Origin of the sequence: Tateyamaria armeniaca, from assembly GCF_045797845.1 — a bacterium.
Classification (GTDB): Bacteria; Pseudomonadota; Alphaproteobacteria; order Rhodobacterales; family Rhodobacteraceae; genus Tateyamaria; species Tateyamaria armeniaca.
This window is the reverse complement of sequence record NZ_JBHDIY010000002.1, coordinates 1,036,870-1,049,266: the sequence shown is the minus strand read 5'-3', so window position 1 is coordinate 1,049,266 and position 12,397 is coordinate 1,036,870. Positions and strand designations below refer to the sequence as shown.

At 58.4% G+C, this 12,397-nt stretch carries 10 protein-coding genes; 1 reads left to right on the top strand and 9 read right to left on the bottom strand.

Translation table 11 applies throughout. From position 1 onward, the window contains the following. Positions 1–21 precede the first annotated feature (21 nt). Genes ACERZ8_RS05205 through ACERZ8_RS05175 form a run of 7 tightly spaced genes read right to left on the bottom strand, consistent with a single transcriptional unit; the run spans position 22 to position 7,981 of the window. On the bottom strand, positions 22–1,035 hold the full coding sequence (locus tag ACERZ8_RS05205; protein ID WP_407591077.1) for an SDR family NAD(P)-dependent oxidoreductase: 1,014 nt from the start codon (positions 1,033–1,035) through the stop codon (positions 22–24). After that, positions 1,035–2,366: a UDP-glucose dehydrogenase family protein gene (locus ACERZ8_RS05200; RefSeq protein WP_407591075.1), complete on the bottom strand. Its 1,332-nt coding sequence runs from the start codon at positions 2,364–2,366 to the stop codon at positions 1,035–1,037. Before ACERZ8_RS05200 ends, ACERZ8_RS05205 begins: the two co-directional genes overlap by 1 nt. 29 nt (positions 2,367–2,395) lie before the next feature. Beyond that, positions 2,396–3,385, bottom strand: a complete 990-nt coding sequence (locus ACERZ8_RS05195) for a glycosyltransferase (protein WP_407591074.1) — start codon at positions 3,383–3,385, stop codon at positions 2,396–2,398. Next, complete coding sequence (locus ACERZ8_RS05190) at positions 3,363–4,634, bottom strand: glycosyltransferase family 4 protein (protein WP_407591073.1); 1,272 nt, start codon at positions 4,632–4,634, stop codon at positions 3,363–3,365. The genes ACERZ8_RS05195 and ACERZ8_RS05190 overlap by 23 nt, the downstream gene beginning before the upstream one ends. After that, positions 4,631–5,992, bottom strand: coding sequence for a glycosyltransferase family protein (locus ACERZ8_RS05185; RefSeq protein WP_407591072.1), 1,362 nt, complete (start codon positions 5,990–5,992; stop codon positions 4,631–4,633). The genes ACERZ8_RS05190 and ACERZ8_RS05185 overlap by 4 nt, the downstream gene beginning before the upstream one ends. After that, entirely contained in the window at positions 5,989–6,675 is a 687-nt protein-coding gene (locus tag ACERZ8_RS05180) for an ABC transporter ATP-binding protein (RefSeq protein ID WP_407591071.1), read from the bottom strand. Before ACERZ8_RS05180 ends, ACERZ8_RS05185 begins: the two co-directional genes overlap by 4 nt. A 13-nt stretch (positions 6,676–6,688) precedes the next feature. Further along, on the bottom strand, positions 6,689–7,981 hold the full coding sequence (locus ACERZ8_RS05175) for a capsule biosynthesis protein (protein ID WP_407591070.1): 1,293 nt from the start codon (positions 7,979–7,981) through the stop codon (positions 6,689–6,691). Between the two features lie 218 nt (positions 7,982–8,199). Between ACERZ8_RS05175 and ACERZ8_RS05170 the strand changes: the two genes are divergently transcribed. Beyond that, positions 8,200–9,003, top strand: a complete 804-nt coding sequence (locus ACERZ8_RS05170) for an ABC transporter permease (RefSeq protein WP_407591069.1) — start codon at positions 8,200–8,202, stop codon at positions 9,001–9,003. A gap of 114 nt (positions 9,004–9,117) precedes the next feature. On the opposite strand, the gene ACERZ8_RS05165 is transcribed toward ACERZ8_RS05170, so the two are convergent. Both ACERZ8_RS05165 and ACERZ8_RS05160 read right to left on the bottom strand, forming a co-directional pair. After that, positions 9,118–9,984 carry a sulfotransferase family protein gene (locus ACERZ8_RS05165; protein WP_407591068.1) on the bottom strand — a complete coding sequence of 289 codons (867 nt, stop codon included), beginning with the start codon at positions 9,982–9,984 and terminating at the stop codon, positions 9,118–9,120. Positions 9,985–10,138: 154 nt separating this feature from the next. Further along, positions 10,139–12,367: a M10 family metallopeptidase gene (locus tag ACERZ8_RS05160; RefSeq protein WP_407591067.1), complete on the bottom strand. Its 2,229-nt coding sequence runs from the start codon at positions 12,365–12,367 to the stop codon at positions 10,139–10,141. Between the last annotated feature and the right edge of the window lie 30 nt (positions 12,368–12,397).

Sequence of the window (12,397 nt, the reverse complement as noted above, 5' to 3'; positions counted from 1 at the left end):
TTTCTGTAACGCGTTGCTGCGTCATACCTGATAATAATCGCGATACCATGCCACAAATTGGGCCACGCCGTCCTGAACAGTTGTTTGCGGCTCATAGCCGGTCAGGCGGGACAACAAGGTGCCATCAGCCCATGTCGCCGGGACGTCGCCGGGCTGCATCTCCATGAAATTCTTTTGTGCCTCTTGCTCGAGCGCCGATTCAATCGCGCCGATGAACTCCATCAGCGGCACGGGGGCAGAGTTGCCGATGTTGACCACACGGTAGGGGGCGACGGGGGACAGGCTATCGCCCTCTTCGATCTCATCGGGGTCGCAAACGCGCTGCGGCACGGCGTCAATCAGCCCGCGAATACCCGCCACAAGATCGTCGATATAGGTGAAATCGCGCGACATATCGCCATGGTTATAGATGTCGATGGGCTCGCCTTCGAGGATGGCGCGGGTGAATTTGAAATGCGCCATGTCCGGGCGGCCCCACGGCCCATAGACGGTGAAAAACCGAAACATCGTGATCGGCAGACCGTAGAGATGGGCATAGGAATGGGCCATCGCCTCGGTCGCCTTTTTGGTGGCGGCGTAGAAGGACATGGGCAAGTCGGCCTTGTCCGTTTCGGCATAAGGCATCTTGGCATTGGCGCCATAGACTGAGGATGTGGAGGCGATCAGCAGGTGGTTGCAAGGCGTTTTGCGCACCGCCTCAAGCAAGTTGAACGTGCCGATCAAGTTGGAATCCACGTAAGAGCGCGGGTTATCGATGGAGTAGCGCACGCCGGCTTGGGCGGCGAGATGCACGATGACATCTGGCTGCGCCTCGGCCACCAGAGTGGCCAGCACACCTTCGGCCTCGACCCGTTCATTGACGGCGCGAAAGCCGGGATGTTGCAGCAGCATCTGCTGGCGGCGCTGTTTCAGAGTGACGTCATAATAGTCGGTGAGGGCATCGAAACCGATCACTTCGAACCCGTCTTCCAGCAGCCGTTTGGCCAGAAAATACCCGATGAAGCCCGAACCACCAGTGATCAGAACCTTTGGCATCACTCGGCCTGTTCCGCAGTCCAGGCGGCGCGCCCGATGCTGTCATATGCTGCGAACCCTGCACGCTTAGCATCTTGTGCAGAATAGATGTTGCGCAGGTCAGCCATGCGCGGGGTCGCCATGCGCCGTGCCAAGCGCTTGAGGTCAAGCGCGCGAAACTCGTTCCATTCGGTCAGGATAACCACAAGATCAGCATTTTGCGCGGCCTTGTAGGCATTGTCAGACCACTGCACACCCGGCAAAAGGGCCGTGCCTTCGTGCTGGCCCTGGGGGTCTGTCACCCGCACCTTGGCCCCGGCCCCGATCAACGCAGGCAAGATGGTCAGCGACGGGGCGTCGCGCATGTCGTCCGTGTTTGGCTTGAAGGTGACCCCGAGAATGGCGACCGTCTTGCCCGACAATTGACCATCGCAAAGGTCAAAAATCTTGTCGATCATGCGCCGCTTGGTCTCTTCATTGACTTTGATGACCGTCTCGGTGATTTGCATGGGCACGGCGTGTTCCTGACCGATCCGGGCCAACGCCTTGGTGTCCTTGGGGAAACATGACCCGCCATAACCGGGCCCTGCATGCAGAAACTTGTTTCCGATGCGCCCGTCCAGCCCCATGCCCTTGGACACTTGTTTGATGTCCGCGCCGGTCCGTTCACACAGGGCGGCGATTTCGTTGATGAAGGTGATCTTGGTCGCCAGAAAGGCGTTGGCGGCATATTTGATCATCTCCGCACTTTCCAGATCGGTGGTCACGATGGGAAAGTCACGCAGGAAGAGGGGGCGGTAAATCTCGGCCATCACGTCGGCAGCGCGATCGTTCTGGACACCGACGACAACGCGGTCAGGTTTCATGAAATCGTCAATCGCAGCACCTTCGCGCAGGAACTCAGGGTTGCTGGCCACGTCAAAATCAAGGTCCGGGTTGGCCTTGCGCACCACCTGCTTGACCTGCCGATTGGTACCCACGGGCACCGTCGATTTGGTGACGATCACCACGTAGTCCGACGCCAGCTTTGCCACTTCCTCTGCCGCGGCCATCACGTAGGTAAGATCGGCGTGCCCGTCGCCCCGTCTGGTCGGCGTGCCGACGGCGATAAAGATGGCCTGCGCGCCGTCGATGGCACTGGTCAGATCGTCGGTGAAGGACAGGCGGCCCGCCTCGACATTCTTGATCATAAGTGCGTCAAGACCGGGCTCGTAGATCGGCACCTCGCCCTGTTTCAAAGTCGCGATTTTGGAGGCATCCTTGTCGACGCACACGACGTCGTGGCCAAAGTCCGAAAAACATACGCCTGAAACAAGACCGACATAGCCTGTGCCAATCACCGCGATTTTCATGAGTTTACTCCATGAATTTTCTGCTCTTCCTATGTCTTGAGCAGAACGGGATGCAGCGCAAGCCCAGAATACCAAGCATTCGCAGGGCACCGGCGACTGTGCCCGGGATCACACCAAACGGAACACCACGGCGAACCACAGCGTCGCTGTGCCACCAAGTGTCTGGCGGTATAGCCGCAAGTTCCTGAGTGATGCCAAGCGGCGCCAAAGGGGTTGCGATGGCAGCTTGGCAAAGGCTTCGAGCCGGGCGCGATTGTGAGGGTCCAGCATGTTCGCCGTGGCGCGCAGCGCAGCGATATTGGTTCGGTTCCATGCTCGGAAATCCCCCGCAGCAACTGTATCATTCGGTAAAGTCGCGCCCGCATCGTGTCGTTCACGCCGATCTGATTTCTGCTGTGCTGACGATAAAGCAGGCAGGGCGCATCATCGTGAATGACCACGCCCCCGACACCGGTAATCAACTGGTAAAGCCACCAGTCATGCACCACGACAGTCCTGACCTTGCGCACTGCATTCAGCACCAATTTGACCGCCGCGGGGTTCAACACGATTGTGTTGCCCGCCGCGATGTTCTGGACGAGGGCGTTGCGAAAATCGGGCGCTCTGGGTCTTGGCGCAGAGAGCCGTCGCGTCGAAAGCGATGGGCACGTCACCCAAGTGCGTCCGCAATAGAGCGCAGGCACCGTCGGATCCTGCTTTTTCAGCGCTGTCAGCGCGCGCGCCACCTTGTCCGGCAGCCACACGTCGTCCTGATCGGAAAACGCGATCCATTGAGGTGCGGATTTTTGATTTGCGACGTGGCGCAGCATGGCGAGGAAATTGGCAGCAGCACCGTTTTTCGGCCCATCAATAATCTCAATGCGGGCGTGATCATGCGTGTTGCGAAACCCATTCAAGACAGATCGCGTATCGTCCAGCGACCCATCGTCACTTGCCAGCAGAGACCAATTCTTGTGTGTCTGGTCAACGAAACTGGCCAGTTGGGCGGGCAGCGTGTCAGCGCCGTTGAACACGGCCATCAGAATGTGAACGCGATCCGGGTGTTCGTCTGGCGGGGATGGCAAGGGCATACTCCACAATCTGGTGAAACTCGGCTGCCTGATCCGCATAGCTGGTGACGGGAACGGGCGTGGTTGGCGTCGGATGCCGGTCCAGTGCTTCGGAAATTTGGGCCTGCAGAATGGATGGAGATGCATCAATCGGGATCAAGTCGGCGGATTTGGCCGCGACGTGCTCTACAGTGCCGCCGCTGTCGGTTTGGATGACCTTCACGCCGCGTGCGAGTGCTTCGCGGATGGCCAGTCCAAACGTTTCTTTCCATTGCGACATGAACAGCAGCACGTCGATTTGTGCGTAAAAATCATCCATATCGACCTGATCGAAACGCGGGTGAATGCGCCAGTCGCCAGGCAATCCTTCGATGTCCAAAGGGGTCCACCATGATCCATCGTTGCTGCCATCGACCAACAGAACCTGGAAATCATCCTGCTGCATATTCCGGAACGCAGACCGGATCAGCGGCCAGCCTTTGATATGCGATGGCCCCCCGACAAAGCCAAAGGTCAGCCTTGGATCAGCGGCGCGGCGTGCGCGCTGCTTGTCGGCAAAGCCCGGGTCAGGCAGGCGCACCCCGTTTTCTAAGACGACGCCACGCAGTGGTGCAAAACCCGAGGCTGTGACCAGATCGTGGGCGAACTGACTGGGATAGGTCACGCAATCTGCCAATGCGCCCATCCGTTGAAGGTGATCGAACCGTGCCCGCGCAGCACCCATATCACCCACGCAACCACGACAGGCGTCAATGCTGACCGGGGATTGCCCGCAATACCTGCCGTCTGGTCGGATCATGAACTGGCGTTCACAAATCCACCAGAAATCGTGGATGCTGAGGATGGTGGGGATGTTGCGGGCCTTGGCCGCCTCAAGAACTCCGCTGCCCATATCCTGAATGCAATGTGCGTGCACAAGGTCGGGACGCAGCCCGTCCATCAACTCGCCCAGCAGCGCCGTGACGTGTGGGTTGTTGTACATCTCGTGATAACTGCGGTGTTCGGGGACGTTGATCACGTAATTCACGATGCCGTCACGCTCGGATTTGACCACGGTGTAGGTCTTCAGCTCGGCGCGGGTGCAAAGGGATACGGCTGTAACCCGGCAATCACCGCGCGCGACGAGTGCTTTGGCCAGCTCTTCGGCTACAATTGTCGCGCCGCCATAGGTGAACGGAGCGTAGAACACATTTGCGAGCAGAATGTGCCTTTTGCTCATCCATGAACCCAGTCGAGTATGTCCTGATCCACGATCTGGGCAGTGCCCGCGCCCGACCACCGTGATTCCAGCGCTTGCCGAGCGGCCTTGCCCATCTGTGCGGTCTTGGCCGGATCTTTTGCCAGCGTGTTGAGGTGGTTGAGCCAATCCCCGGGTGCGCGCGCGACATGGCCGGTTTCGCCCGGGGCGATCATCTGTGCCAGATCGCCCACAGAACTGACGATGGAGGGTACGGAAACTGCGCTCGCGTCAATCACCCGTACAGCGCTTTTGCACTGATTGAATGCATCATCGGCCAATGGCATCACGGCGCAGTTGGCGCGCGCCAGCGCTGCAAGATAGTCGTCATAGGTTGAAAACGGGACTGCTTCCGTGCGCTGAGAGAGCGCTTTGGGCAATGCGCTCTGATCGATATGCCCAAGCAATAGTAGCCGGCGGTTTGGCGCGGCCGTCACAAATTCCTCCATCGCCTCTGCGATCTCGGCAAAGTCCACTTCGTGACCTTGCGACCCGCTGGCAAAGGCGACGCGGAACACACCGTCATCTTCGCCGCGCAAGGCCAAGGCACGCGCGCCCGCCGTCAACGTGGCCTCGTCCGCATAGTTGCGGCGCACATGGATCGGGCGCGCGGAGTACAGTGCGGTATGCTGCGCCAATCCGGGGGTTGAAACAGTGATCATGTCTGCCCCGTTCATCATGGACAGGTACTTGGGCGCCTCGGCCAAAAAGTGCTGCTTGAGCCACGGCGTCAGCGCCGTCATGTTGCCATAGGTTTCATAGGCTGAAACGGAAAACAGCGGGTCGTCGATGTCGTAGATGATCGGCAATCGCAGCCGCCTTGCCTCGTAGCGCAGCATTTCTGTCAGTGGCGTTGATGGCAGCCGATATTCGGTGACATGCGTCGCCTGGCTCAACAAACGTGTGACGCGCGGCAAGTCTTCGTAATGGGCGTATTCGCAAGACACACCGCGCGCTTGCCAGAAATGCGCCAGTTGCTCGACGCGGTATTTGCGACATTGAGGAAGGTTGAGATCGCCGATGATGGCCACAAACCGATGATCGGCAGACTGTGTCGGGGTGCTGACATGAAATGCCTCACCCTGCGCCAGTTGCTGCCAGATGCCGTGCAGGTATTGCGTCTCGCCCTGAGCGCCGCTTGATGCATCACGCAAGACAGTATGGGAAGAGCCGCGCCATTGCATGCTGAGAAAGCCACGCGCCTTGGCGGTTGCGCGGATCAGACCATCCTGGCGGGCGATTGTTACAAACCGGTGCAGCAACGACAGACGAAATGACTGCCGCAGCACCCGCAACATCGCACCCGCGCCCCCAACCTTCATGGACTCCGTCGTACTCATGACGCGCGTTGCAACTGGTGGGTCGGAGCGCGGCTGAGGTTCTCTGCGTGATGCTCAAGCGCGGCTTCGACATCGGTATGTATCGTGATCTTGCCGTTTTCCAGCACCGCGGCCATGTCGCAAATCCGGCGGACCATGAACTCGGAATGTGACACCACGATAGCGCCTGCGTTGCGCCGCCGTTCATCAAACACCGCGATGCTTTTGTCGCGAAATGCGCCGTCACCCACGGATGTCACTTCGTCCACAAGGTAGGTGTCGAACGGAATTCCCATGGACACGCCGAACGAAAGGCGCGCACGCATGCCCGATGAATACGTGCGCAATGGCATCCTGAAATGGGGGCCCAGTTCGGCAAAATCCTCGACGAAATCGACCAGTTCGTCGGTATCGATACCGTAGAGACGCGCAACAAACCGCGCGTTCTGAAGGCCTGTCATGTCCGGGTGAAACGACCCCGCGAACCCGACAGGAAACGAAATCGATCCGGTTGAGAGGACACGCCCCGACGTCGGACGGACCGTGCCTGCAATCAGCTTCAACAGTGTGCTTTTGCCTGCACCATTGCGACCTAAAAGAGCAACACTTGCGCCGGTCGGGAAGATGGCGCTCACGTTGTCCACAACGTGTTTGCGTCCACCTTTCGCCCAGAACGTCTTGGTCAGTCGATCCAAACTGATCATGGCATTCCCCCTCTCAGGCGCGATCGCGCAGGCTGTAATACACAAGGCTCAAAATGGTCCACGCGAGGAACCCGAACAGCGCCACCAGAAGAACAAACTTCATCCGCTCGGGGTACTCGGCCTGCTGTGCGAGCGTCGGGCGGATGTGCGCGGCCAGATATCTGCTTTGCCGGCGGGCTTCGGCGAGTGCGGCGTCATGTGTGGCCAGCGCGCTGGTATAGGCCGCCTCGGCGAACTCACGGTCCACGATCAGCCCTTCGTATTCGCCAACAAGATCGGCGAAAACAACGCCGCCCTCAGCGCCTGTACCAAGGCCGAGTTTTTGGCGTTCGGCGTCAATCCGTTTCTGGATGACGTCGACCCGCCGCGTGGCCTGCGAGATGCGCGGATCACCCGCCCGTGTCGTGTCCTGCAAAAGGTCAAATTCGATCAATGCATCGGCCAGTTGCCGTTGCAGCGTGACCAGAACGCCCATCTGATTCTGCGTATCGATGCTGGGATCGACGATCTGCGTACGATTGCGAAAGCGGGTCAGGGCTTGGCGCGCCTCTTTCAACCGGCCAGACGAGACGGCGAGTTCGTCACGTGCGTATTTGATGGCGTCGTCACGTGCGATGTCGGACAGCGCGTTGATCATCGCAGTGCTCTCATCCATCACCGCCTGCGCAACGGCCTGCGCATCGCCGGGATCAAAGGCCAGAACACGCACGTCGATCAGGCGCGTTCCACTGTCATAGATGATGGAAATCTTGCGCTGCCAATGGGCCAGCAAATCCTCGATCGTGCCCGTGGGATCATAGGCAAACACAGGGTCAGAAGTGATCGGCACCCTGCTCCAGACACGCGCCAGATCAAGGCGATCATTGACCTTTGACACCAGTTCCTGACTGGTCAGGTAGGCAAAAAGGATGTCGGTATCCGCGGAGCTTGAGCCCGACAGCTCGGTCACACCCCCCAACAACTCGACGGCCGATCCCTGTTCTTCTGACCGGACTGAAAAGGCGAGGTTCGAGGCATATTGATCTGCCGCATAGGTCCAGAGGTAATAGGCGGTTGCGGCAACGGGTGCGGCACAGACCAGCAGAAAGGACAGTGCCAGAAACCAGTGTCGCCCGCGGGTGCGTGCCCGGTGGGCCGGTGCAGGCGTGACCGGAAGGGGGAGCGTGGCGATTCGGGCTTCGCTGTTTTGCGGCTCAGCAGTTTGCGGCTTTGCCGTTTCCGGTGTTGCCGTTGGTGCCCGCGACGTGGCCGGGTTTGCCGATTGTGTTTCTGCGTCGGGCTGGGGCTGAGGGCTTGGCTGCTGCACCTTTGCGGTATCGGACTTGATACTATCGATGGCCGCATCGGCCCTTTGTTTGGCTCTCAGGACACGCGGTTTTCTCGATGAAGTGTTCACGTCTAGGACCGCCGACTTTGAAGTGCTGTGCGCCATGAGTTTCGATTCCATCGTGGGTTAAGTGTTTGTTGTTCTCACTTGGCTAGCCTGAACTCCTTAAGATTTTCTACAGATGAGAGGGGAATCGAATGTATCCCAGTTCTGCAGCGCTTGAGCAGCGGCACACCCCGCGGTTGGCCACGTTCCGCGCAGTCTCGGCCCTGATATTGCGAGAGGTTTCAACGACCTATGGACGCTCGCCGGGGGGATACCTGTGGGCTGTGCTGGAGCCCGCCGCCGGTATCGCCTTGCTCACACTGATCTTTTCCGCAGGATTTCGCAGCCCACCCCTCGGAACGAATTTTGCCCTCTTCTATGCGGCGGGCATTTTGCCCTTTTTGATGTATTCCGATGTGTCCGGAAAAATCGGGCAGACTGTTCAGTTCAGTCGCGCGCTTCTTGCTTATCCACGGGTGACGTTTGTGGATGCTTTGCTGGCACGATTCTTGCTGAACACCCTAACCCAATTGGTCGTCCATGGTCTGGTTCTTGGGTTCATCATTGTGATGCAACGGCCCGATACGGCATTCGACGCATCAAAAATCGCGCTGGCCTATATGATGCTGCTGTCGCTTGCCTTTGGTGTCGGAACGCTCAACAGCTTTCTCACGCTGGCGTATCCGGTCTGGCAGACGGCATGGGCCGTGGTGAATCGGCCCCTGTTCCTGATTTCATGCATTTTCTTCAATTTTGAGGTGGTGCCACAACCCTACAGCGATGTGCTTTGGTTCAATCCGCTTGTGCATGTCGTGGGCGTGATGCGGGACGGGTTTTATCCCTTTTATCAGCCGACATTCATCTCGGTCATGTATCCGATCGCGGTGGGCGGCGGCATGGCGTTGGTTGGGTTGTTCCTGTTGAACAGGTTTCATCGCGACATTTTGGACAAGTGAGGGTCAGTGCGCCGGTTCAGATCGAATGGCCGCAGGTTTGGCAGCGTGGCGCCCGCGCCGCCTGTCTGCCGGGGGTTCCGTTCGAAGGTGTAATGAAAGATTGTTCCGGGCGGCTTACTGACGCCAGTTTTCTGGAATGCGATACCCTTCGGCTTCCACTTCGGCGTTGATGCGGGCGACATCCCGTTCGACCAGCTTTGGGAAGAAGGCGGGCATCGGACGTTTGACGCTTTCGGTGAAGCGCCGTTCGAGCAAGGATTGAGGATAGTCAAACGCGGCGATGCCCAGAAACTCTTCGATCTCGGCAAGTGTTCCGCGTTGGTCTGCATGCAGGTCTTCGTAAAAGATGGCCTTGAACTGTGCGGGCTGCAATCCAGATTTCACGCGGCGCAGTACGGCACCGTATTCTGCGTTGTCCCAGATGTGAGGCTGGCGCAAAAACTTCTCGAAATCGCGTTCTCGCCAAGTGTCCAGCTTGTCTGCTGAACCTATAACTTCGAGGTGGAATTTCGTATGGCTCCACAATCGTTTGACCGGATGGCGCAGCGTATAAAGCACGCGCAAGTCGTGACAGCTGTCGGCGATGCGCGGCCAGGCCTCGGCCGGAAGATGTGCGTTCAGGTTGGAGAAATCGCAAGCATATGTTTCGTGGTCGCGCAATTGAAAGAGGTTGCGATACCACAGATCGTCGACAGGGCGATCCAGATAGGCCGCGATCCAACGCAGGTTATGGCGCACGACATCCACATGGCTGGTCTTGGGATCAAAGCGCGGGATGTAGCGGTTGTGCGCTTCCTCCAACCTCCGCTTTTCGCTGAGTTGGTCTGAGTTGACAAAGCGGTGGTAGAAGTAATGAATTTCCTTTTCCATCGCGAAATGCAGTTCCGGGTGTCGACCCAGAACTGCGTAAAGCCAGGTTGTCCCCGCCTTCATCGCGCCGATGCTGAGGAACAGTTTGTCAAAGGGTTTGGGTGTCTGCATACCGCGGACATTTTTGGTGGAATTGGTTAATTTCCAGTAACTAAGTCCAGCATTTTGACATCGCCCTCAGAAGATGAAGTCGAATGCGTCAAGATCGGACAGGCTGACATTGGACAACACGATGGAACTGTTGCTGCCAGTGGTTATCACCACGTCACTGCCCGACTGAACTGCAGCACCCGCTGCACTGTCTGCCAGCGCAAGATCGCCCAGACCCGTGATTGTGCTGATGCCAGACAGATCGATCTCGTTCGAAGTTGTTCAACGCGTTGAAGTCGCCAATCGTGTCGTTACCGTGATTGTCGGCGAACACAAAAGTGTCGGCATTGAACTGGCCGAACAGGCTGTCGTCCCCCGCCCCTCCGTCGATTGTATCGAAACCGGAGCCCCCATTCAGTGTGTCATTGTCAGCCCCGCCAAAAAGCAGGTCATTGCCGCTGCCGCCAAAGAAGCGATCATTGCCGTCCTCGCCGTAAAGCGTATCGTTTCCCGCTTCTCCGAACAGGCCGTCGTTGCCGCTGCCGCCGTGGCCAAGATCGTCATCGTTCCCGCCGAACAAACGGTCCAGACCATTGCCGCCGCGCATCACGTCGTTGCCGTCACGGCCATAAAGGTTGTCGGCCTGATCCCCGCCATCCAGCAGGTCATTGCCGTCGCCGCCATCCAGCAGGTCAAAGCCGCCGTCGCCGACAATCGTATCATTGCCCGCCTCACCCCAAAGCCCGTCCACCGTCAGGCCAAAGTTGGAACCGCCACTGATCCAGTCGTCGCCGTCACCGCCATAAACCCGATCCGCCGTTGCGCCCGCCAGTATCCTGTCGTCGCCCGTACCGCCGTTGATCTGGTCGTACCCATCGCCGCCTTCAATCAGATCGTTGCCGGCACCACCCATCAGGGAATCGGCGCCGTTTCCTCCGAACAGGCTGTCATTGCCGGTGCCACCTTCCATCGTATCGAAACCGATACCGCCAGAGATATGGTCGTTCCCGTCGCCTGCCGTGATGCTGTCATTGCCAACGCCAAGGTCGATCACGTTTGCGGCGTCATTGCCCGTCACCCGGTCGTTGCCGCTGCCCAGCACTGCATTTTCGATGACGGTGTCACGTGAGATGCCCATCACACCGATCAGGTTGCCGAAGTCCGAGAAGGTCTCTTCGCGCAAATCAAGGCGCGCGGCGTCCTGCATATAGCTCAGATCCAGCGTGTCGCTGCCGCCCTGATCGTACAGGGTGAACACCATCGCGTTGCCAGTAACCTCGGAATTTGTCGCCCCCCCGGCCATCCACTCGAACACTGAATCCAGGTAGTTCCCCAGCTGTGCACCCAGACCAAAGGTTGTGTCGCCCGCAGTTACACTTTGAACGTCCGGCGCGCCGTAGAGGTTTTGGATCGCAAGGATGTCGGCCATCATCGGCGTTGCAGTATACCCGTATGTCGCGGTGATGGATGTGTTTTCGTTCTGGTTGAAATACGACATCAGCGACATTTGCCAACTGTCATTGGTAAAGGTGGCATCGGTGCTGTAATTTGCGCTGCCGTTATAGTCACCCTGATGGCCCAACCCGATCGCGTGCCCGATCTCGTGCATGTAGGTCTGGAAGGAATAGGTATCGATTGAGGTGCCATAGGTGGACACCCAATTGGTCGATACATTCAATTCAACGCCGCCTGATGATCCGCTGTTGGGTGCATAGGCAAATGCGCCGCTCAACTCGTCGTCCATGGTGATCATTTCGCCCGTGGTCACAATCTGAAAGTCCAGATTCGCGACCATTTCCCAAGCCTCCATGGCCCACGTTGCGAGTTGCTGGGCGGCGGCTGTCAGGCCCTCGATGCTGACGGTGATGACATTGGACTGAGTAGTGTTGAAAGTAATTTGACGGTCACCCCAGAACCCTTCGGTCAGGAACAGCGCCAGATCATCAAGGCTGCCCGCGCCAGTTGGTTCGGGTGTGCTGGAACTGTCCGTAACGCTCAGCGTATAGCTGCCGGATTGGGTCGCAAAGGCATCCGCGATGATAAAATAGGTGCCGCTGGAGCTCGCCGTATGCACAAGCAGTGAATTCAGACCCGGTCCGCCATCATCGTTGGCGGCGACCTGATTGCCTTGCGCATCAAACAGGCGGACAAGCGGGTCGCTCAACGATCCGCCATCAAGGGCAAATTGGTATTGCTCGCCTGCTGTGAGACTGATCGCGATCCAGTCTTCGTCTCCGCTTTCGGACAATGCGCCGGAAAACGTGTCCCCCACGGACATGGTGTTGGTCGTCAGGATCGAATCCGGCGCATTCGGGTCTTCGGTCAGGTTCGCAAATTCCGGATCCCCGCCCTCATCATGGCGCAGTGGATCAAAGGTGCGGGTGGCGAAACAGATCGAACACATAGCGAAGGGGCCCTCGTTGCAACAAACAGT

What these genes read in the sequence shown, in the direction of transcription:
- ACERZ8_RS05170 (WP_407591069.1), top strand. Translation starts at nt 8,200, where the DNA reads ATGTATCCCAGTTCTGCAGCGCTTGAGCAGCGGCACACCCCGCGGTTG.
- ACERZ8_RS05165 (WP_407591068.1), bottom strand. Translation starts at nt 9,984, where the DNA reads ATGCAGACACCCAAACCCTTTGACAAACTGTTCCTCAGCATCGGCGCG.
- ACERZ8_RS05190 (WP_407591073.1), bottom strand. Translation starts at nt 4,634, where the DNA reads ATGAGCAAAAGGCACATTCTGCTCGCAAATGTGTTCTACGCTCCGTTC.
- ACERZ8_RS05200 (WP_407591075.1), bottom strand. Translation starts at nt 2,366, where the DNA reads ATGAAAATCGCGGTGATTGGCACAGGCTATGTCGGTCTTGTTTCAGGC.
- ACERZ8_RS05160 (WP_407591067.1), bottom strand. Translation starts at nt 12,367, where the DNA reads ATGTGTTCGATCTGTTTCGCCACCCGCACCTTTGATCCACTGCGCCAT.
- ACERZ8_RS05195 (WP_407591074.1), bottom strand. Translation starts at nt 3,385, where the DNA reads ATGGCCGTGTTCAACGGCGCTGACACGCTGCCCGCCCAACTGGCCAGT.
- ACERZ8_RS05180 (WP_407591071.1), bottom strand. Translation starts at nt 6,675, where the DNA reads ATGATCAGTTTGGATCGACTGACCAAGACGTTCTGGGCGAAAGGTGGA.
- ACERZ8_RS05205 (WP_407591077.1), bottom strand. Translation starts at nt 1,035, where the DNA reads ATGCCAAAGGTTCTGATCACTGGTGGTTCGGGCTTCATCGGGTATTTT.
- ACERZ8_RS05185 (WP_407591072.1), bottom strand. Translation starts at nt 5,992, where the DNA reads ATGAGTACGACGGAGTCCATGAAGGTTGGGGGCGCGGGTGCGATGTTG.